We start from the raw sequence: 22,266 nt of genomic DNA, 5'->3' as shown, positions 1-22,266 counted from the left end.
AGTTGCCTTGCCCGGTGTGACTGAGGTTTTATCGGAAGGGCGGGTTTAATAATAAATACAAAGCTGAAGGACATAGTGATAATGATCGATTCCAAATACGTAGAAGAAAATCTCGAAAAAGTAGCGGCCAGGCTGAAAGACCGCGGCTTCGATTTCGATTCCGCGAGATTCGGGGCTCTCGATCAGGAACGGCGGAATGTAATAAAAAAAGTAGAGGAGCTCGAGCATCAAAGGAACGTGGGCTCGAAGAGGGTGGCGGAGCTGAAGCGTGAGGGGGATCAGGGTGCGGCGAACAAGCTCCAGGCGGAGCTCAAAGCGCTCTCGGACAGGATAAAGGAGCTCGGAGCCGAGAGGACGAAGGCGGATAACGGTCTCAGGGACTTCCTCCTAGGCGTACCTAACTTGCCCCACGAATCGGTGCCTGTAGGCAGGGACTCGTCCGATAACAGGGAAGTGAGAAGGTGGGGGGAACCCAGGGTATTCGGCTTTGAGCCCAGGGACCATGTGGAGATCGGCAAGGTTCTCGATATAATCGACCTCGACAGGGCGGCAAAGATCACGGGCGCCCGGTTCGCGCTTTATAAGGGCCTGGGGGCGAGGCTCGAAAGGGCTCTAATAAATTTCATGCTCGATATACATACGAAGGAGCACGGATATAAAGAAGTGCTCCCGCCTTTCATGGCGAACAGCGACAGCTTCATCGGCACCGGGAACCTCCCCAAGTTCGCAGCCGACCTCTTCAAGGTCGAAGGTACGGATTATTACCTCGTGCCTACCGCCGAAGTCCCCGTGACCAACATACACAGGGACGAGATACTGGACGGGGACCTGCTGCCTGTAAAATACGTCGCCTATACTCCGTGCTTCAGGAGCGAGGCGGGCTCATACGGAAAGGACGTAAGGGGCATAATCAGGCAGCACCAGTTCAACAAGGTCGAGCTCGTGAAGTTCGCTGAACCCGGGAGCTCATACGACGAGCTCGAGTCTCTCACAGCGAACGCGTGCCGCATACTCGAGCTCCTCGGGCTGCCTTACCGCGTGGTCGTGCTCTGCACGGGGGACACGGGGTTCTCTTCTGCGAAGACTTACGACATCGAGGTATGGGTGCCGAGCGAGAACACGTACAGGGAGATTTCCTCATGCAGCAACTTCGAGGACTTTCAGGCGAGGAGGGCGTCCATCAGGTACCGTCAGGCGGGAGGGGGCAAACCGAGACTCGTACATACCTTAAACGGCTCAGGCCTTGCGGTCGGAAGGACGGTCATCGCCATACTCGAGAATTTCCAGGATGAGGACGGCTCCGTGACGATACCGAGAGAGCTCATACCATACATGGGCGGCGTCGAGAGAATTACTCCCTAAAAGTCTGGTTTATAAAATAGATATTTTGTAAGAGATCCGGGAATAACGGTCAGGCCGGCAGCTCGACGAAGAACGTGACCCCTTTCCCCTCGTTCGGCCTGACGAAGATTTCCCCGCCGTGCTCTTTAATTATGCCGAAAGACACCGAGAGCCCGAGGCCCGTGCCTTTGCCCTTCGGTTTTGTCGTATAGAAAGGGTCGAAGATCTTATTGATGCTCGCGGCCGATATTCCGGGGCCGTTGTCCTCGAATGCGATCTCTATGACGTTCCTCGTGCCGTTCCCGGCGCCCTCGTTTTCCTTGAGCCTGCTCCTTATCGTGAGCTGTCTCGCATCGTTTACCTCCGACATGGCCTGCTGTGAATTAATTATAAGGTTGAGGAACACCTGCTGAAGCTGGTTCGGGTCGCCGACCGTTTCGGGGAGGTCCGGGTCGAGGTCCTTTACCACCGTCACGGCGTGTTTTCTAAGTTCATAGTCCGTAAGGCCGAGCGTCTTCTCCAGAACGTCGTTTACCTGTATGACCTCTTTTTCGGGATTGTGCTTCCGGGCGAAGGAAAGCATATTCTGTATCACTTTCTTGGCCCTTTCCGCCTCGGCGTGTACGGCTTTGATGGCTTCCCTCGATTCGCTGCCGAGGTCGGGCTCCGAGAGGAGCATTTCGGAGTATCCGATCACGACCGCAAGCGGGTTGTTCACCTCGTGGGTCACGCCCGATATCAGCTCGCCGAGCGCAGCGAGCTTCGCTGACTGGAGTAACTGCTCCTGTAAATTTTTCCTCTCCGTAATATCGAATATGATCGCAGTCAGGATCGGTCTCCCTTCGACCCTGCACGCCGACAGAGAGATCTCGGCCGGAAACTCATCGCCGCTTTTATTTAGGCCCGTAATCTCGGACGTGGATTGTTTGAGGTTCGTGAACCCGCCGCTTCCGCCCTTGCCGAGATCGGCCCGTATTACATCCTTGTACCGCTCCGGGAAGAGACGCCTGAAGTCCTTGTTAACAATCTCCTCTTTGGGATATCCGAATATTTTCTCCGCGGCTGGATTGAAGAGGATTATCTTTCCCTCTCCGTCGACCGCGATAATTGCGCTCTTGGCTGTCTCCACGAAGCTCCTGTAGCGCTCCTCCGATTCTTTGAGCGCCTGCTGGAGCCTTTTTCTCGCCGTAATGTCGTCTGTCACCGACACGATGCCTATCTGGTGACCGTCCTTGTCCTTTATTGCGGAAGTCTTTTCGTAAACGGGGAACGCGTCCCCGTTCTTTCTGAGCGCGAGCCTTTCACCCTCCCAGCCGACCATGACCAGGGCCTCGTAAATCTTGCTGCTCACGCCGGAGGGGTCGTCGAGCGGGTACAGGATATCGCTCTTCTTCCCTATTAGCTCCCCGGGCTTGTACCCAAACGTCCTCGTGTGGGCGTTGTTGATGTAGATGACGCTGCGGTTCATGTCGGTGATCGTAACGGCGGAGTTAAGACTGTTGACCGAAGTGGAAAGGAGGAGGTTCTGTGCGGACTCGTCGCCGCTTTTCGCGGTCTCTATGACGCTTTTCTGCCCGGATTTTTTCTGCGCCGCCGATGATCTCACGAGCTTCTGTTTTTCGAGGGCTTTCAAGGCGAGTGTCGCGACGTATTTGATGTTCGCGGGTGTTTCCAGATATCCGTACACGAGGCTGTCGAGCGGGTTCGACGAAGCCGGCCCGCCGTCGAGTCCCGGCTCGGTGATCATTATTATTTCAGTATTCTGAGAAATCGATTTTACGCGCGTTATTATTTCGGGGATCGAGCATTCGATATACGTTGTGTCGAGGACGGCCGCATCGTATGTCTTCTCTCTCAGGTGCCCGAGGAAATCCTCCGCGTTCCGGGCCCTCTCCGCCTGAATTTCACGGCTGCTCAGGATACGCTCGAGATCGGAAAACGATTTCTCGCTCAACCCCGCGATTATGCTCTGCGTGTGTTTTTTATCCATCGCATGACCTCACGGACAGTGCAGACCCCCGCCCCCGGACGGAAATGAATCCGGATACGGCAGCTCGTATGTATCCCCCGCAATTTATCATGAACCCATCATCCAAGACTTTTGAGGTTGATGCCTTAAACCGGCCCCTGATGCGCGCTATCCGTTATCGCCGCTCGCATGCTGAATCCGGGGCAGCTAATTATACCTGTTACTGATAATCACACCTGCCTTGACGGACCTCGTCGTCCTCAAATTTCATCCATACCCCTCGAATGCTTTTCCAGCCTGTTCGACAAGTAATGAAAGACCGGAGCGGCGACAGCGCATATGATAAAGACGTATAAGAACGCATATCCGGCCTGTTTCTCCATGCCGCCTATATCTTTCATGAATGACCGCATAAAGATGATCAAAACTGCGAATAGTGAGATAACGGAAACGAAAACAGACGCCATGAACAGATAAGAAAAAACACTGGATAGTGAATCTCTCATTGCCTTCCCCGCTTCTCCGTATCCTTTTTTCTTTGCTTTAATTATAGAGTAATTCCCGGAAACCTACAATCGCGGCCGGGTCGGAAACCCCCGGACGGGGTCATAAAGCTGAGAGAGGAGGTAAAACGGCTTCTGCGGAATCTCTAGACCTCGAGGATTTCCTTTTCCTTCTTCTCGAGCCGCTCGTTGATTTTCTGGATGGATTTGTCTGTAATCTCTTGTATCTTATTGAGATTTTTTTTCTGCGCGTCTTCCGGCACGTGTTTTTCCTTTTCGGCTTCCTTGAGCTTGTTATTCATATCTTTTCTGATCTGCCTCACCGCGACCCTGTATTCCTCGGCGAGCTTGTGTACATGCTTTACGAGGTCCTTCCTCCGCTCCTCGGTCAGCACGGGTATGGCAATCCTTATCACCTTCCCGTCGTTTGCCGGGTTCACGCCGAGCTCGGATTTCATTATAGCTTTTTCGATGCCGGAGATTGCGTTGATATCCCAGGGCTGGATAAGAATAGTCCTGGCTTCGGGCGTAGATATGGTGGCCAGCTGGTTTATCGGCGTCTGCGTGCCGTAATAATCAACCGATATGTGCTCGACCAGCGATGTCGAGGCCCTTCCGGTCCTTATTTTGGAGAGCTCCGAATCGAATACGTGTAAAGACTTGTTCATCCTGTCTTCGGTTTCTCTGATGATCTCCCCGATACCGATCTCTTCACTCATTTTTCTCGCTCCTGACTTTCGTGCCGATATCCATACCCATCACGGCTTTCTTTATGTTGCCCCGCTCGAACAGATTGAAAACGAGAATGGGTATATTGCCCTGCATGCACAGCGACATGGCTGTCGCATCCATGATCTTGAGCTCTTTCTGAATAACGTCCATATAGCTGAGCTCTTTGAACTTGACAGCGTCCTTGTGCTTGAGCGGGTCCTTGTCGTAGACCCCGTCGACCTTGGTCGCTTTCAGAATGAGGTCTGCTCCTATCTCCAGCGCCCTCAGCGTCGCTGCCGTGTCGGTCGTGAAGAAGGGGTTCCCGGTGCCCGCGGCGAATATGACTACCCTTCCTTTCTCGAGGTGCCTGATGGCCCTCCTTCGTATATAGGGCTCCGCCACCTGCCTTATCTCGAGCGCCGACTGCACCCTTGTATTCAATTGTCTCTTTTCGAGCAGGTCCTGCAGCGCGAGTGCGTTTATGACCGTGGCCAGCATCCCCATATAGTCTCCGGTCGACCTGTCTATGCCGGTTTCCGCTCCGGATACGCCCCTGAATATATTCCCGCCCCCGATGACGATGGCGATCTCTACGCCGAGGCCGTGAACTTCTACTATCTCGTCCGAGATAGCATCGAGCGACTTCGAGCTGATTCCGTACCCTTCGGGTCCCTGAAGGGCCTCACCGCTCAGCTTCAGCAGAATCCGGCGGTATTTGGGTTCGGATTTTGTTTTCGGAGAATTCATTTTCTCTATCGTTAATCAAGGGATTCGCCTAGCTGGAACCTTACGAACCTTCTGACCTTTATGTTCTCGCCGATTTTCGCGATGAGCGCCTGCAGCAGGTCATTGATCTTCAGCTTGCTGTCTCTGATGTAGACCTGGTCGAGCAGGCAGACTTCCTCGTAAAACTTCTCGATTTTACCTTCGGCGATCTTGTCCGCTATATTGGCGGGCTTCCCCGACTCGATTACCTGGGCCTTCAGTATCTCCTTTTCTTTCGCGAGCTCGTCTTCGGGAATGTACTCTCGGCTTACGTATTTCGGGTTGCCGGCTGCTATCTGCATTGCGACCTCTTTCGCGAACGCCTGGAACTCGTCGTTCCTCGCGACGAAGTCTGTCTCGCAGTTGATCTCCACGAGCACGCCGATCTTGCCGCCTGCGTGTATGTATGAGGTGATAGTCCCTTCCGGGGTCTCCCTGCCGACTTTTTTCGCCGCTTTCGCCACTCCCTTTATTTTCAGTATCTCGATGGCTTTATCGAAGTCTCCCGAGACCTCCTCAAGCGCCTTTTTGCAGTCGATAAATGGCGCGCCGGTCCTGTCCCTTATTTCCTTTACCATTTGTGCCGTAATATCTGCCATTTCCTGTTAGATACCTCCTTGATTTCTTCCCTGAACGCTGTCTCTGGGATAGAGCCCTGATTTATTCGGATTTTTCGGTATGACTGTAGGAGTATGTGTCTTCCTCGTCGTCCGAGCTTTTGGAAGGCCCCTTGGGTCTTGAGGGCTGCTTGTCTCTCGATTCGGTATGCTGAGGCTCGCCCGGCTGGGCGCTCTCGGATACCGCAACGGAAGTTGTTTCCGCTTTCTCCGCTTCTTCCCCGAATTCCTTGAACACGAATACCTTTCTTTCGACGACGACCTGCTCCTCCACGGGCTTCCTCACGACTTCTCCCGCCTGGAGCTTCTGCTCGTACGCGTGCCTTCCTTCGACGCAGGCGTCCGCGATCCTGGACGTGAAGAGCTTGATCGCCCTTATTGCGTCGTCGTTGCTCGGGATTACGAAATCGGCGTCCGCCGGGTCCGAATTCGTGTCCACCACCGCTACGATCGGTATGCCGAGCCTCCTCGCTTCATGCACCGCGATGTGCTCTTTCCTCGTGTCGACTATGTAGAGCGCCTGGGGGATTCTTTTCATATTCACGACGCCGCCCAGCAGCAGCTCCAGTTTCTGGATCTCCCTCTTTAATCCCTTGGCTTCCTTCTTGGGGAGCATCTCCATCTGACCTTCTTCTTCGAGCTTTTTCAATTCGAGCAGGTAATCGACGCGGGACCTGATGGTGTTGAAGTTCGTAAGCGTCCCCCCTAGCCATCTGGTGTTGACGTAAGGCATCCCCGAGCGCGAAGTTTCCTCCGCGATTATGCCCTGGGCCTGCTTCTTCGTCCCAACGAACAGAACCTCCCCCCCTTCAGCGGCTACGTCTCTCACGAAGTTGTAGGCCCTTCTGAAAAGACCCACTGTCTGCTGGAGATCGATGATGTGTATGCCGTTCCTGCTCCCGAAGATGTACTCCTTCATTTTCGGGTTCCAGTGGCTTATCTGATGGCCGAAATGGACCCCCGCTTCGAGAAGCTGCTTCATGCTGATTACCTCATTCACCTGTTCGGTAGGCTGAATTTCCTCTGCCATTAAAATGCCTCCTGATTTATACCTATTTTTGTTTGGATAAAACGAATTTTATTAACATATAATGTAGCCGATTTCAAGTATACATGACGGCGGCTTTGTAAACGATATCGAAAAGTGCTATGTTTTATACTTCTTAGATTTTACTCGAAAGGCCTGAATTTGGAAGACGCGCGATACTTGTTCATTATCAACCCGGCTGCAGGACAGGGCAGGACAGCCGGTCTGTTCGATTCCATAAAACCTCTCCTAGACAGAAGAAATACGCCGTTTGAATGCAGGCTCACTTCAGGTCCCGGGGAGGCGGAATCGTTCGCGAGGGACGCCCTCACGGGGGGCTTTTCTCATATCGTCGCCGTTGGCGGGGACGGGACGTCCCACGAGGTCGTGAACGGGATCCTCGGGTCTCGGGTGATTTTCGGCATGATACCGTCCGGCAGCGGCAACGATTTCCCAAAGTCAGCCGGCATCCCGCTCGAGACCGCCCGCGCACTAGAAACGGTGTTTTCAGGACGCGAGCGGACGGTCGATCTGGGCAAGCTCGGAGACGTATATTTCATCAACGGCCTCGGCATAGGCCTCGACGGGGCCGTCTCTCACCGGTTCAAGAAGTTAAAGCGCTTCCGCGGACAGCTCGGCTATGTGCTGGGGGCGGTCCAGGAGGCTTTTTCATTCGAGGGCTTCCATACGGAGATCGCGATAGGGGACTGGAAGTACTCGGGCAAGCTTCTCCTGACCGGTGCCTCGAACGGGATGTACCAGGGAGGGAAGTTCAGGCTCGCGCCTCTCGCGAAGATGGACGACGGGCTCCTCGACTTTCATATCATAAGGGATATGAGCTCGCTTGAGAGGCTCGTCAAGATTCCTAAAGTCTTGGAAGGGACGCACTCGAGTCTGGCCGAGGTTATGCTGAGGACAGGGACTGCTATGGAGATCGCGATCGAACGCCCGCAGCCGGCCCACATGGACGGAGAGCCTTTTTATCTCGAAGCCGGCGCTCACAGGATAGAAGTCGTTCCCGGGGCGTTAAGGATAATGTCGGCTCAGGGACCGTAAGCGGACTTCTCTGAAAAATCTCATTCCGGCTTCATGCGGCCACCGGTCCTTGACAGATACCGGCACGGGAATAAATATAATTCGAGAGGGACGCTTCGTGCCGCATTAATGCTTGAGCATTTATGTTAAGAACAATTGTCTGCTGGATTACTTTTATAATTTACACTGTGTTCTTCGGGCTATACGGTGTCGTTCTGGCCGTGATCTCGCCCCCTGCCGTGGTCAAATACGCCGTAAGGCCCTGGGCGCGCATGATACTCTTTACCGCCGGAGTGAAGCTCGACGTCCGGGGTCTCGAGAACATCCCGGAGGAGCCTTCCATAATAATGTTCAACCACCAGAGCGTATTCGATATATTCGCTTACATGGCCGCCCTTCCCATAGACTGGAAAGCCGTAATGAAAAAGGAAGTGGGTGATATGCCCTTCATCGGGTGGGTTTCCAAGATAGCCGGTCATTATATCGTGGCCAGGGACGGCTCCGTGAGGGATATGAGAGAAGTCAAGAAGATCGCAGGCAGAATAAAAGAAGGGCCTTCTGTCCTGATCGCCCCCGAAGGAACGAGGGGCAAGGAGGGGAAGCTGCTCCCGTTCCAGAAGGGGGGGTTCTTCATCGCGATGCTCGCGGGAGTCCCGGTAGTGCCGATGGTTATCACGGGCGGTCTCGATATCATGCCCAAGGACTCGAAGGTGCTGAGGCCTGGCACTATGAAGATAAGGATCCTCCCTCCCGTAGACGTCGCGAATCTCCCTCCAGGAAGCGAGGGAAGGGAGGAGCTTATGCGCATCGTGAGATCGCAAATGGAGGAAGTTCTCGAGAGCGAGGAGAAGCATGCGTGAAAATTGTTCCGGCTTTCTCACGGCCTCGAAAGATTGTCATATGCGTATTCTCGTCTATAATTAAGCTTGTCAGTACCCTTTATTGAGGAACGACGGACGATAGTCTATAATTGATGGGCTGTCTGGCGGGGTTCATTAAAATAATAAAAAAGAAAGATACAATACTCGGTTTGAATCTGCGACTTTATGATGGATGTAGATGGGGACAGGCGCATGGAAAGGGATGCCGCGGGTAGTGGAGTATCGGAAGCAGGAGAAAAAATGGATATCCATAAATTAGCTGACCTTGAGCTCAGCACTATAATCAGTCTTGCGGGAATGCCCCCTCAGAAGGAGCTCGTCAACCCCAGGATGCCCTCAGAGATGGCGAAGAGAGTGAGGGTGACGTTCAGACCCCTGCCGAAGGATTTCGGGAACCAGATCATCATACGCTTCAGGGAGAAGCTCGAGCAGAAGTTGAGAGAGAACGGCGTGCAGCTTATACCCTGGGACGAAGCCGCGGAAGTTCCGCCGGGGATCGTATCAAAGATATTGCGGACGAGGAAGGTCAAGAGCAGTATCCACGCCGTGGTTGACGTTAAGAGGGAGTATTCGCTGACCCGTAACCTGCTGAGCGCGCTCGCCGAGAAAATTTATATCCGCACCAGGAAACCCGAGCGATCGGTAATGGAAATTCTCAAGATAAGCGGCTGGGCCGACGACTTTACGGCGAGGTACGTGCAGGACCCGTTCAATACACAGATAATCACTCTCATGCCGCTCGAGCCCGAGTTCGCGGACGGCAGCACGACGTACGACAGGAAGATTGCGCTAGGGCTCAAGAACCTGATAACCACTATGTCGGAGATAGTCATGGGCATAGCGCCCGACAGGTTCTCGCTCGTCAACATGAACCTTTCGGATTCCATATACAGGAACGAGGAGCTCGACGAGTTCGTCCTCAATTCGCTCATACCGAAGATATACGCCCCCATCAAGCCCCCCGTGCTTAACAGGTTTAAAAAGGGGGAGTACGACCCTTCGCATTCCGTATTCGCGAAGCAGCTCGCTGACCTGGGCAGGCTCGTCGAGCCGACGTCGCTCTTCCCGCAGGGCTCGAAGTTCAGCGAAAAGATCACGAGGCTCTCGCACAGGGACGTCGTCGAAAAGATACTCGAAGGCAGGACGGGCGTTTCCTACGGCTTTATCGCCATCGCAGAAGCGCCCAGATACGAAGGCCCGGTCACGGTAACGAAAGAGGAGTGGGACTCGTTCACAAACGTCGAAAGCATTAACGACGACAAGGTAAGGGAGAACAGCGCAGGCAGATGGTACGTTAAAACTGTAATAAGGGGGAAGGAGATATACCAGCAGGTGCCCGATATATGGATAGTGACCTCCCGCTCGGGCAGCAACAAGACCGACCTCGATCCCAACACCGACGTCGTGAGGATAGGCCTCATCAAGGGCAAGCTCAACCTCGAGACGCCGAGGGGAGTCGACCTCCACAGGCGGGACATAAGGCCGTCTTTCGACACGTACGTGATACTCGCTCAGGCCATAGCGGCCGCGCTATATATGCCCGAGCTTATAAAGAACGGGCTTCCGATCCTTCACTTCCACGGCTATCCTGATCCGACGTGGTTCGCGGAGAGCGAATACTTCGCGGGCGCGAGGAACCCGTCGCTCCCATGCGGCACTGTCGAAGCGGCTCTCCTTAATTACTCCGCTATCTACGAAGTCGCTAACCAGAACGGGGAAGGCATCAAGATGCTCTGCCTCGTGGAATCCGACCACGGCGTCAATATACTCGGTCTCGACAGGGACTATCTCGTTAAGAGGCTCAGCGAAGGCGTGGGGCAGGGGCACATATCGCTCGGGGGCAAGTACCTGCCCTATCTCAGGAAAAGCGACCTGAGAGCGGATGCGAGAGAACACGACCTGGATAAAGCTGCGGGCTCAGCCCATTAATTCCGATATTGCCAATTTCTCTCTCTTTGGTATATTGTTGCCTTGCTTAAAGGAGCCTTTGCCATAGGCTGCGTTTTAAAAGCAACCCGGTAAATTCATCATGAGCGGAGACGTGAAAACAGCGAAGATATACCTCGGACGCCACTGCAAGACCGCGTGGAATCTCGAGGGGAGACTCATAGGCACGACCGACCTGCCTCTGTGCGAGGTCGGCTGGAAGGAGGCGAAGGACACGCTTCCGGTCGTGGAGAGGTACGGATTCGACAGGATAGTATCCAGCCCCCTCAAGCGCGCGCTTGAGACCTCGAAGTACTATGCGGACAATCTGGGGATACCGCTCGAGGTCAACCAGGACCTGCGAGAGCTCGACCACGGGGACTGGAACGGACAGAAATACGAAGACTTGTTGCGAGACCCTGACGGGGAGTTCAGCCGGTGGTTCATAGGCGGGGATACGAGCATACCGATACCAGGCGGGCCGGAGACTCTTGAGCAGGTTCAGGCGCGCATCAAGAGGACGATACGCGAGATCGCGCTTAAATACCCGGGCGAGAAGGTGCTCGTGATAATGCACAAGCACATTCGGTCGCTGCTGACGTGCTATCTCCTCGGGGAGAGCCTCTCCAATTTCAAAAAGAACATCAATGAAGCCGTCGAGCCGATCGAGCTTTCGGACGAGGATTTGAAAAAACTTCTTTGAGACCCTCAAAGCTGCAAGGCCTTCTGATAATTTACTAGAAGCGAAATCCGAGATTCAGGAAATTCTGGAAAAATAACTCCAATTGAAGTATTTTTACCGGGAATGAAAGACCGGTCATCCGCCTGCTCGTTTATTCTATTTATCGTCGCTCTCTATCTTGCTCCTTTCGCATCGGGACAGGAAAAAGTCGAAGCTGTCCTTTCCGGCCACGCGATCGTTCCCTTAAATTCTATCCTGACCACGCCTGATGACGTTCCGGCACATTTGCAAACGAGTGGGAAATACACTCACCCAGATTCGAAAAGGAGGGACGATCTCGGGTCAATATCGGGGAGGGATCGGAATAAACCCCGCGTGAAAGACGTTCTTCTCCCTGTCAAAGGGCAGCCCTTTCAGGGTTTCTCCGGCATCAAGATGTTGAAAGACGGGACTGCGGTCATAATCACCGACAACGGTTTCGGCACCGCCAAAAACTCCCCCGACGCGGTCCTCATGTTCCACATTGTCGAGTTCGACTGGGACAAGGGCGAGGTAAAGCTTATAAAAACGATATATCTCCACGACCCTGACCGTATCCTGCCTTTCCGCATTACGAACGAAGCGACCGATAAGCGTTATGTGACTGGGGCCGACATCGACCCCGAGTCGATACAGGTCGCAGGCGGCTCCGTATATATCGGAGACGAGTTCGGGCCTTACGTTATACGCACGGATATGGACGGAAAGTTGACCGGTTTCCGAGAGCTCGACGTCAACGGCCGGGTGCTCAGGTCCCCCGACCACTACACGTTCCAGTCACTTCCCGTGCCGGGACCGGTGACGTTCGACGTGAAGAAGTCGCGCGGCTTCGAGAGCATGGCGGTTTCGCCCGACGGGAAATATCTCTACCCGATAGTGGAAGCGCCCTTGTGGATCGAGGAGACGAAATCCTTCGAGAACCTGGGCGGGAAGTATTTCGTACGCATCTATGAGTTCGATATGGGGAAAGGCGCTTTTACGGGGCGGTCGTTCAAATACGCGCTCGAAGACAAGAATCATTCCGTAACCGATTTCAATCTCATAAACGTGTCGACGGGGCTCGTCATTGAGCGTGACCCCGGAGAGGGCGATGCTGCGCTCGCGTGTAACGGAGACAAGGCTAAAGCCGCGGCGGGGGACTGCTTCGACGACCCTGCAATATTCAAGCGGGTCTACAAGATCGACATGGATGATGTGGATGAATACGGATTCGTCGAGAAGGTCGCCTACGTCGATTTGCTCGACATAAAAGACCCTAACGGCGTCTCGCGCCTCGTAACTCAGGGGCCCGTGTTCACATTCCCTTTTGAAACGGCCGAAGGCGTCGACGTATACGATGAGACGCACATAGTGGTATTGAACGATAACAACTACGGCTTCTCGTCCGGGCGTACATTAGGGAAAAACGACGACAACGAATTCATACTCCTCGAAGTCGGGGAGTTATTAAAGTAGTGCGCTTCGGTCTCGTGAGGATTATTACGCCTTCCATTATAGGGTGTAAGGCGGATGGGAAATGGCAAATTTTCTCATCTCTTTGTTGGAGAAATAAATAAATCATTCAGTACCTTCGCCTACAATAAATTGTGTATGAGATCGGACAATGAACCTGCATTCGTAATCCTGATGTAAAGCCGATAGGATTACAAATTCCCCGGAATCACTGCATATTGTGAATATTTTTAGCTGCATGGCATGGTCTTTGCCCCCCTATATGTGTTGTTTGACATTAAATCGTTGAATTTTCACAGGAGGTGAATGAAATGAGAAAATTCATAGTAACTTTAATGATGTTAAGCGTTTTTATTATAGGCGCTGCGTCCATTAGCTTGGCCGACGACTATTATTACATCGTGCCGCCGGGATACGTGCAGCATCGTTACGTAAATGACCCGCCCGTATATATAGAACGGGAGCGGAACGTTTATTATATAGATCCCGATGATTATGAGGTCAAATACTACCGTTACGTTGCCCCTGACGACGACATCGAATACCGCTACATCGTCGAGCCTGATGGCGATGTCAGATACTTTTACTATTATGACGATTAAACCGGCGACGCCCGTTTGATTGAACTCGAATGAATGAGGCTGTTGTCGATTTTTACCAGGAGGTGAATGAAATGAAAAAACTCATTGTGACATTGACATTATTGGGTTCGTTAATTTTTGGCGCCGCTGTTAATAGTTTTGCTGACGATTATTATATTATACAGTCCGGACGCGTAGTGGAGCACCGTTATGTTTACGAGCAGCCGGATACCAGCGTTAATTTTGTTGATCGCGCCGATTATGATGAAGACAAATACTACTATTATGTCGATCCCGACGATGACGTCAGATACTACTACTATGATGACGATTACGACGATGATTTAATAGAGTTCGAGTTCGATCTCTTTTAAATTTACGTTTGGAAGTAAAGCCGCTTGATCTCACAGCCGCGCCCGGATAATATCCTGGCGCGGCTTAATATATCGTATGGAATTTTTTTGAACCATTAATTCCTTCCTCATATAAAGGGGGGAGAAAACCCGTTCTGGCCCCTAAACCGGAATCTATTCGGAATCTCATTTTCTCCTGTTTCGTGAATCCTTCATCGTATATCTTGAATCATGTCCTTAGGAGCGGCTTTCCTGAAACAAGCTTGTGCTGAACTTGATTCAGTATTCAGGACAGGCCAGCTGCGATTTCATTGATTCCCTCTCCCCAGCGTGGGAGAGGGTGAGGGGGTGCATTGTCATAAACACATCCACCCTGAGTTTAAGCCTATTCTGAGCGGAGTTGAAGGATCGAGCTACGCCCTCAACCACCGGTAGGAGCGGCTTCCAGCCGCGATTCGTTTCCAATTCCTTCCAGCTTCATGAAGGGGAGGGGCAGGGTTTTATTCCCTTTCGTCCTGCTTGTCACGGCGTAGCAACGCGATGCCGGAAGCCTGTCGAAAGACATCAAACCTCAAGCAAGCGCATCCCTTGCAAATTTTTATCGTATATGAGAGAATCTGACAAAGAGTCATTAAATCGCGCTCTTTATTAAAGGAGATGACCGAAAATGGCGAAGATGGAAAAGAAGAACCTGGACGCTCCCGACGAATTACGCTCCTTCCCCAAGGGTAAGCTCGAGCTCGTTACTCTCGCGGGCATAACGTTCGGCCGTGCGACCCTAGAGCCGGGGTGGAAGTGGTCCGACAGCGTGAAGCCTTTGGCCAATACGAAAAGCTGCGAGGCTCCGCATACGCAGTACCATGTCTCCGGGCGCCTGGCTGTTAAAATGGACGACGGCTCGGAGGCGGTATTCGGGCCTGGTGACGTATCATACCTCCCGCCGGGGCACGACGCATGGGTTGTCGGCAGCGAGCCTGTGGTGGTGATCGACATCAGCGGCATGTCGGAATATGCAAAGAAGGCTTAAACCTGTCAGTTCGGTCATATCCCTGGACTGTTTGCCCCGAATTCGTCCATATCCCGTCGACAACCGGATCGATCTCAGGCACCTTTACAATAACAGAAGGTGACCATGTTAAGGTTAGTCATACCTTGTTTGCTTCTCCTGTTCATAACTGCATGCGGGGCTGCCGTCAGCGGCCCGGCCGGGAGCGGCTGCAGTCCGTGTGACAAGAACACGTGTGATTGCAGGAGTGATGGATACGGCGGTCCTTACAATCCCAAAGCCCTTGATCTCTACCGCCCCGGAAAGTTTGAGGACCTCGATAGCCCCGGGTTTTAACGCGATTGTCTCATGCTATGGTCCGCATTCCTTGCCTGAGCGGCTTCGTCGCGGTAGTATTTCTGGCGTCCAGACCATATATTAATATCCAGTAGCGTTCATTCCCCCGGAGGGCTGGCAGAACGGCTAATGCACCGGTCTTGAAAACCGGCGTCCGCAAGGACTTGGGGGTTCGAATCCCTCGCCCTCCGCCAGATTTGTTGAATGATCATAGCCGATAGCAATTGCTTTACAAACAGGATAAATGTCACGTCAAATTTGCCTTTCTAAGTATTTTCTAAGTTCGAATTAGAGCTTCGGGAGATCTGGCGCTTAAGAAGATAATAATATATAGAGGATGCTCTAAGTTATAAGTTTCGGAATTCTCGCAAATATAAAAACTTTTAGAATTCCCGGATAATAGTCCGGTGTCCTAACGGGAACGATATCACTTGAATTTGTGGATCGCTTCAAAAACACCGTCCCACTCTTCAGGGGGCGGTGTCTTCCGGTAGATTTGACAACGCTCCGCCATTGTTCGTGATGGACCGTCATCGGGACATAGCCCCAGGCATTTGTTGAATATACCAAGAGCTTCGTTCCATTGCCGTTCTCGATACGCTTCCAGCCCTGCAGCATAGAAACCGAATGCTTTCTCCTGCTCATGATGCAGTGGCGTGCCGTGTGCGGCCAGGAGCTCATATATACGCACGGGCTGTACCCTGCCGACCACCTGCACCATGTCGACTTCCCGCAGGAGAAACTTATCGCCGACAAGCTGTGCTGTGTTCTCACCGATGAGGATTTCAGTACCGTAACCCTTGTTTAGACCCTCAAGACGGGAGCCCAGGTTCACATGGTCCCCTAGAACGCCGTAAGCAAAACGATATTTGGATCCCAGATTCCCTACAAGCATGCGGCCCGAGTTGATCCCTGTCCTGGCGATCAGGGGCGGGCGTCCAATCTCGGCCCACTCTTCGTTCAGCGTATTTCGATTATCCCGCATGGCCAGGGCTGCGGCGCACGCTCTTTCCGCATGGTCGTTCTGATCAATAGGGGCGCCAAAAATAGCCATCATCTCGTCACCCACGTATTCTTTCAGCATCCCCTGATGTGCGAATACCTGTTCTGTCATCCGGGCATAGTATTCGCTCAGAATCACGATCATCTCATGAGGGGCATAACGCTCAGATGCGGAAGTAAATCCCTGAAGGTCGCTGAACAAGACTGTCAGAACCTTCTCATCTCCCCCCAGTTTTAACTGGGACGGGTCCTTCAGCATGGCTTCGATTACCACGGGTGCTACATAATGAGTGAATGCCTTTTTTATTTTCTTACGTTCCCGCTCTTCCGTAGCATAATAATAAACGGTAAGGACCATATAACTCATTGATAGCGTCAGCAGGGGATAGACGATATTGAGCCACACTCCGGCTCTGACGAAGAGCCACAGTACCACGGAGATGTATAAGATGATCAGTCCGGCGACAAACAAAAACCCTTTAAGTGCACTCATACGCGGTATGGCGATCCCGATGAGAACTCCCAGAATAATTATGGCGAGCAGGTCGTAAATCCTCGACCATCTGGGCTTCGAGATGAAATTTTGTGTCAATATGTTGTCGATGACACTGGCATGAACCTCCACACCGGGATATGAGGGGCTGAAGGGTGTGTTCCTCAGATCATAGATGCCAGTGGCTGTGGCCCCAACAAGCACGATTTTATCTTTAAAAGTTCCCTTAGTGAACTTGCCGCTCAGAATATCGCTGGCAGAGTGATGAGGAAAGGTTTTTGGAGGGCCTAGGTAATTAATGAGCAGTTGACCGCTTTCATCAGTCGGTATGAAACGATCTCCCATCTGTATCTCTTCCACTCCGTATCGCCCGACCTTAACCATCAGTTGAGGTTTGCCCAGGTACTGCCAGGCACACAAGACCGCCAGAGGAGGAAACAAATCCTCGCCATACTGTATAGTGAGCGGCATCCAGCGGAGGACACCGTCCTGATCACTTCGCATGGTGAAGTAGCCCGAAGAGGCTGCCGCTTCGGTGATAATTTCGAGATTGCTCTCGGGCGCATAGGCTTTAATAAAGGGCACGGAATCTGTTCCCTGTTCTTCGTAAAGTACGAAAGGGTATTTTGAATCACTGATGCGTTCAAGCTGTTTGTCCATCTCGCTCTGTTCGATACTATAATCAAGGTCGGCTTCACTCATATGAAAGAAGTATCCAAGAACTACTTCCGCGGACGATTTTTTTATGGCTTCGGCCAGGGCCGTGTCGTTGTCGGCTCGCTTTTTGCTTTCTTGTATGAAGCTGGCCAGCCGTGAGTTTTTACCATATTGAGCATCTACTTTCTGACTAAATTGATTGATCAACGCAAGCTGTGAGTTCTCATCCGCCTCCAGGAAACCGATGTCAAAACCGATCACTTTGGCTCCGTCTTGAGAAAGGATATCCACGAGAGCGGCGATCTTGGACCTGGGCCAGGGCCAGCGCCCTTCGCTATCTAGGCTTTTTTCGTCTATGGCTGCTATAACGACCGCCGGGGAGGATGGTAACTGCCCGCGAGTTAGAAATCGGAGGTCGTAAGTTTTCAATTCGATAAGGTCGAGGATCGTTATTCTTGCCAGGAAGAGCACTATAACAACCAGGATTGTGCCTAGAGTCAGAGAAACAGGATTGATCGAGAAAAGGGGTTTAAGAGATAATCTCATAGGCACACCCGTCGATAGAGAAGTTACCCGCGGTCTGAATCTGTTACGCGGACTATACTCGACGGAATCCGTATATGCTCAAACTGCATCGACTCACAGTGTCACGCTGCCACGACTTATTGCGGCAGGTCGGTGCAATTATACGGTATGCTCCTCCCAGGTTTGTATCCTGTCAAATCAGCAGTACATTGCTGTGCGAGGCAGACTTCATCGCCCGCTGTCGCACAACTGCCGTCAAGTTGTCGTGCAATATCTGCGCAACAAACTCCTCCAGTTGAGTACCCGCCGGGGCATACGCAAACCTCTCCGTTGAATTGTGTGGCCGTAAAAGTTTTGAATTGCCAATTTGGATTTATGCAGCAGTCCGGGCAATCCTCCGGATTGACCTCGACTGACCTCTGACATTTGCCATTCTTGTCGCATTTCTCGATATCAGCTACACCAGTAAGTACCGTCTCTAGAGTAAATGGATTTCCCTGGGATTGTGAAGAATTACCTGCCGGGTTTACACAATATGCGATGCCCTGGATGCCACAGTCAGGGTCTAATGTATTGGGGTCGCACGATCCGTCTCCTAAATCTACTGTACCGTAGACAGAACATGTCACGACCGGGCAATTCACACCGGGGACGCAGTTTTTAATGTTGCCCAATCCGGTGACTTCAGCGTCACAAATTTCGCTCCCCGTCTTCCAGCACGCGCAGCATTTTGTCCCCCCAATGATCGGACATTTATACGTATAACCTGAAGGACATGTCGCCGCACTGGCTACAGTCCCAAATACCGGGAAGAGAACCATACCTAACAGGCAAATCAGCGTTAATCTCTCCAACATGATTACAACCTCCTTATGTGTTTTACCTTTCTGCATCTCATTGACAAAATCGCCCCGCCTTTGCTCATTTGTTCCGATTATGGAAGCGCCAGTGTAACCCGTGCATAGAACACCCTTCCAGGCTGTATGCGCGGATTATCGACGTCTACCTCAAAATAATTGAACTCTTGGTCAAAGAGATTCGTCGCTCCTACCGTGATGAAACCGTACCGTTTCGGCAGACGGTAATAGACCGCTGCATCGACGATCCAGAAGTTATCTTCGCCTGACACAAATCCGTCACCGTCCGGCGACAGAAAATCCCCGTCCTGATTAAGGTAAGTCACTGTCACATTAGAGCCCAATCCGGAAGGGTGGAAGAAGTTGACCCCGAGGGGGACACGATTTGTAGTCAGCTCTTTCGGCTGGTCGGTCAAACCCTGAGTCTCAAATCGTTCGAATAAATACTGTGCTCTTAACGCGAGCCATGGATGCGGAGCCCAGAAGAGGTAGGCTAGACCCAGATATTCGTCGACGTCCTCATTCCGGACCGGAGGATTTTCTGGATCGGCTGTAAAATCCAGGAACGGAACTTCCAGATCCCTCTTTGTAAATTGTACGCCACCGAAGAAATCCTTCGGGAATTTCTGATCGATAGCCCCGCCGAATACCCATGATTCAGTTCCGTTGACGTCATCGAAAAATTGGTTGAAGCCGGCGACCTGGGTCGGCTCCAGGGTCTGGTCCGTAATCAGCGTTCTCTTTAACACCCTGAACGCCGCAGCGCGTAAAGTCGTAGACGGGATCGGATTCCAGGTTATACCGAATTTCGGATTGAACTTGTCTTTATCCCCGACATCGGGACTGTCGCCGCTCAGGAAGTCGGCACTTGCCCCAAGGGTGAACGTCACATTGTTCATGGGGTTCAAGTATGAGTATATGTACATATTAAGGTGCTGGAGGTCCGTACTTGTTGTGGATTGAGCAATTATTGGCCCGTCGGGCGGGGGAATATCAATCGTTATAGTCGTATCGATCCTTCCGTTTACATCGAAGTAGCCCGCGCCGCTAACGAGATTTATGTATTGAGAACGGAACAGGTGTTGGGCCTCGGCGCTATAGGCGTCTTCCGGTCTTTTCGCGTCAAAGGAACTAAGCTTGTCCGTCAAATTAAAATCTGCATTTTGATATGTAAAGTTGCCGATGAGGACCGAACCCGGGGAAAATGCGTGCCGTCCACCGACCCTGAAGTAGTTTCTTTCCTGCTTGTTTCTCAAGCCTGGGAGGAAGTCATCCGGAAAGAATCTGAGTGCCAGGTCTCCCAGTTCTGTGTTTCTATAGCGGTACTCAGCCTGAATGCTTGTTTTGTAAGTGAGCTCCAATTGGAGATAGGCGGTTGCGATCTGATCCTTCTGATCGTCGTTTTCTCTAAACCCGTCCGTGCCGAAGTATGAGTAACCCCCGCTGAAGCTGGCCTTATTATATATGGCCGAGACAACGCCTTCTCCGGCCCATGTCTCATTTTCGGCAACCAGGCCGCTCGTCAGAAGGGTTACCTGGTTGCGGTTGAAAAGCGGGTTGAACTCATCGAAGGAGACAGAGCCTGGTCCTTGGGAGGAGATCAGAAATAGATTACTCTCCGCGAGCCGGGGCTGAATCGGCGTGATGTTGATGGGCTGAAGCAGCTGTGACTGCAGCAGCTCGCTCACCCTGGCGATTTCGTGTCGGGGTAAAACAGCATATGAGTCAGCCAGGAACCGGTGTGCGGAAAAGCTCGAGGGGTCAATGTTAACGGATTTCCATCCCTCAACGAGGGCAAGCTGCTGGAAGCTGAGATCTGTATAGATACGTGCCAGGCCGGCACTGCGTGCGGCCAGGTCCGAGTCGAGCAGCAGACGCGATCTGTAAACAGCTCTGTTGTTGTTTAACTCAATGGATTTTTGCATGTTTTGGAGAGCCTCAACCGGCCTATTCGTCGTTTGTTTCGCTATCGCGTCATAGAACCATGGTGTCGGGTCCAGGGGGTCCAGTTGTTTAGCGGTTTCGTACTCGCGCACATCCAGCTTGGTGCGTTTCTCTTCAAAGTAGGTCTTGCCCAGATAGCTGCGGACAATTGAGTTGTTTGGATCCAGGCTTGCTGCAATCTCAATCTCCCTCCCGCCGCCGTGCAGATCGCCATCCCGGATCTTCGCCAGACCAAGGCCCAACCTCGGGAGATAATCGGCCTGGTCAAGGGCGATCGCTTTTTCAAATGCATCCTTTGCCTGTTTTGTATCGACCTGGGTCAGATATGCGAAGCCGAGAACTGTCTGCGTCCTCGAGAGATTCGGCTCAAGGACTACGGCCTCCTGTGCCGCATTGAGCGCTTTGCCTAGATCGCCGAATGACGCCCAGATCTCTGCTAACCGTGCCCACGCAAGCGCGTTTTGAGGATCAAGCTGCACCGCCTTTTCAAGGCTTGTTCGAGCGCCTTTCAGGTCAAACATTGCCTGCTGTGCATAAGAAAGGGCGATCTCTGCCGTGGCGGAGTCGGGATTCGTTTCCACGGCTTTTTCTGCGGCATCAAGGGCTTTGTCTTTTTCGTTCTCTACAATATAGATAATTGTTTCAAGCGCGAAGGCGTCGCTATATTTGGGGTCGAGCCTCAGCGCGCGCTCGATATCGGCATCTGCTTCATTAACCTGGCCCACCGCCAAGAGCAGTGAGGCCCGATAGGTAAAAAAACGCGGATCGCGGACATCCTCAGGCACATCCTTAATACTGTCGAAGGCTCCCTGAATATCCCCGCTTATGTAAAGCTCGATGGATTTACGAACCATGCCTTCCCAGCCCGGCCCGGATTGAAATTCATCGGGACTGAGATAAAGGACGGGCGGATAGTAGAGTGTCCATTGTACGGCATCTCGAGGACGCGCCACGATACTGAGCACCGGGGGCTTCCCCGCCTCGGCAATTGCTGACTGGCCGCCGGTAAGCGTCAGGCTGCCGGCATCGTTCGATGCCACGACTGTACCTTCGAATGTCGACAACAAGGTCTTATCGTCTTCAATGCTTACGAGAAATTCCGTTCCCCTGACACCTGCAGTCGTATACGGTGTATGTACCTCAAGGCTGTCTGGACCACTGCTGAAGAAATGAGCGGCTCCCTTGATCATGTCTATAACACTCGTCCGTTCTTCCTTCACATTTTCGAGCGTTATCGTGGTATTTTGATTTAGACGGATTACCGACTTCTCGAGGAGCGTTACGTCGGCACGGCTTTTCTCCTGCACCCGGATCTTGTCTCCCGGGCAGTATGTGTCGTTTAATTTTACTTCTTGCCACTGCGTTTCGCCCGCCCTTTGTGCCTCTACGGTTCCTTGAACTGAGACCACTTTTGCAACCGGTTTTTCACATGTTTCCGCGAAAGTGGCATGGGAATACAAATATGCGTACAAAAAACTTGTACCCATAACAAAACACAGGATATGGGAACGCCTACTCTTCATTCTCCACCCCTCTCTCTTATTTTTACCGCGACTGACCTGTA

Annotated in this window: 16 protein-coding genes, 1 tRNA gene and 1 pseudogene; 10 read left to right on the top strand and 8 right to left on the bottom strand. The window is 52.3% G+C overall.

What is annotated here, in order from left to right; all coding sequences use genetic code 11:
• Positions 1 to 81 precede the first annotated feature (81 nt).
• Positions 82 to 1,362: a serine--tRNA ligase gene (serS, locus tag AB1598_06735; GenBank protein ID MEW6144700.1), complete on the top strand. Its 1,281-nt coding sequence runs from the start codon at positions 82 to 84 to the stop codon at positions 1,360 to 1,362.
• A 49-nt stretch (positions 1,363 to 1,411) separates the two neighbouring features.
• Here serS and AB1598_06730 read toward each other — a convergent pair whose 3' ends face one another.
• The 6 genes and pseudogenes from AB1598_06730 to rpsB all read right to left on the bottom strand — a co-directional run bounded on the left by AB1598_06730 (position 1,412) and on the right by rpsB (position 6,936).
• Positions 1,412 to 3,331: a PAS domain S-box protein gene (locus tag AB1598_06730; GenBank protein ID MEW6144699.1), complete on the bottom strand. Its 1,920-nt coding sequence runs from the start codon at positions 3,329 to 3,331 to the stop codon at positions 1,412 to 1,414.
• A 239-nt stretch (positions 3,332 to 3,570) separates the two neighbouring features.
• A complete protein-coding gene (locus AB1598_06725; protein MEW6144698.1) occupies positions 3,571 to 3,711 on the bottom strand; it encodes a hypothetical protein in 141 nt (46 codons plus the stop codon).
• 248 nt (positions 3,712 to 3,959) lie between these two features.
• Positions 3,960 to 4,514: a ribosome recycling factor gene (gene frr / locus AB1598_06720; protein ID MEW6144697.1), complete on the bottom strand. Its 555-nt coding sequence runs from the start codon at positions 4,512 to 4,514 to the stop codon at positions 3,960 to 3,962.
• 10 nt (positions 4,515 to 4,524) lie between these two features.
• Entirely contained in the window at positions 4,525 to 5,271 is a 747-nt protein-coding gene (pyrH, locus tag AB1598_06715) for a UMP kinase (GenBank protein MEW6144696.1), read from the bottom strand.
• A gap of 11 nt (positions 5,272 to 5,282) precedes the next feature.
• Positions 5,283 to 5,888 (bottom strand): translation elongation factor Ts, encoded by a 606-nt coding sequence (tsf, locus tag AB1598_06710; protein ID MEW6144695.1) that lies wholly within the window; start codon positions 5,886 to 5,888, stop codon positions 5,283 to 5,285.
• Between the two features lie 340 nt (positions 5,889 to 6,228).
• Positions 6,229 to 6,936 (bottom strand): annotated as a pseudogene (gene rpsB / locus AB1598_06705) (30S ribosomal protein S2).
• Between the two features lie 159 nt (positions 6,937 to 7,095).
• Between rpsB and AB1598_06700 the strand changes: the two are divergent.
• The 9 genes from AB1598_06700 (at position 7,096) to AB1598_06660 (ending at position 15,418) form a co-directional block, all read left to right on the top strand.
• Positions 7,096 to 7,989 (top strand): diacylglycerol kinase family protein, encoded by an 894-nt coding sequence (locus AB1598_06700; GenBank protein ID MEW6144694.1) that lies wholly within the window; start codon positions 7,096 to 7,098, stop codon positions 7,987 to 7,989.
• 122 nt (positions 7,990 to 8,111) lie between these two features.
• Positions 8,112 to 8,828 (top strand): lysophospholipid acyltransferase family protein, encoded by a 717-nt coding sequence (locus AB1598_06695; GenBank protein MEW6144693.1) that lies wholly within the window; start codon positions 8,112 to 8,114, stop codon positions 8,826 to 8,828.
• 261 nt (positions 8,829 to 9,089) lie between these two features.
• Complete coding sequence (locus AB1598_06690; protein ID MEW6144692.1) at positions 9,090 to 10,778, top strand: hypothetical protein; 1,689 nt, start codon at positions 9,090 to 9,092, stop codon at positions 10,776 to 10,778.
• A gap of 100 nt (positions 10,779 to 10,878) precedes the next feature.
• Positions 10,879 to 11,478, top strand: a complete 600-nt coding sequence (locus AB1598_06685; GenBank protein ID MEW6144691.1) for a histidine phosphatase family protein — start codon at positions 10,879 to 10,881, stop codon at positions 11,476 to 11,478.
• Between the two features lie 354 nt (positions 11,479 to 11,832).
• Entirely contained in the window at positions 11,833 to 12,951 is a 1,119-nt protein-coding gene (locus tag AB1598_06680; protein MEW6144690.1) for an esterase-like activity of phytase family protein, read from the top strand.
• 308 nt (positions 12,952 to 13,259) lie between these two features.
• On the top strand, positions 13,260 to 13,550 hold the full coding sequence (locus tag AB1598_06675) for a hypothetical protein (GenBank protein ID MEW6144689.1): 291 nt from the start codon (positions 13,260 to 13,262) through the stop codon (positions 13,548 to 13,550).
• A 176-nt stretch (positions 13,551 to 13,726) separates the two neighbouring features.
• Positions 13,727 to 13,903, top strand: coding sequence for a hypothetical protein (locus AB1598_06670; GenBank protein MEW6144688.1), 177 nt, complete (start codon positions 13,727 to 13,729; stop codon positions 13,901 to 13,903).
• A 646-nt stretch (positions 13,904 to 14,549) separates the two neighbouring features.
• On the top strand, positions 14,550 to 14,909 hold the full coding sequence (locus tag AB1598_06665) for a cupin domain-containing protein (GenBank protein MEW6144687.1): 360 nt from the start codon (positions 14,550 to 14,552) through the stop codon (positions 14,907 to 14,909).
• A 423-nt stretch (positions 14,910 to 15,332) separates the two neighbouring features.
• Positions 15,333 to 15,418: transfer RNA gene (locus AB1598_06660), tRNA-Ser, on the top strand.
• Positions 15,419 to 15,651: 233 nt separating this feature from the next.
• Here AB1598_06660 and AB1598_06655 read toward each other — a convergent pair.
• Together AB1598_06655 and AB1598_06650 are read right to left on the bottom strand one after the other, a co-directional pair.
• The gene (locus tag AB1598_06655; protein MEW6144686.1) at positions 15,652 to 17,922 is read right to left on the bottom strand and encodes an adenylate/guanylate cyclase domain-containing protein; all 2,271 of its coding nucleotides are present in this window, start codon (positions 17,920 to 17,922) and stop codon (positions 15,652 to 15,654) included.
• Positions 17,923 to 18,835: 913 nt separating this feature from the next.
• Positions 18,836 to 22,009 (bottom strand): FecR domain-containing protein, encoded by a 3,174-nt coding sequence (locus AB1598_06650; GenBank protein MEW6144685.1) that lies wholly within the window; start codon positions 22,007 to 22,009, stop codon positions 18,836 to 18,838.
• Positions 22,010 to 22,266: the final 257 nt, after the last annotated feature.

This window comes from Thermodesulfobacteriota bacterium (assembly GCA_040754335.1).
GTDB lineage: Bacteria > Desulfobacterota_D > UBA1144 > Nemesobacterales > UBA2774 > 2-12-FULL-53-21.
This window is presented reverse-complemented; position numbering and strand designations above follow the sequence as displayed.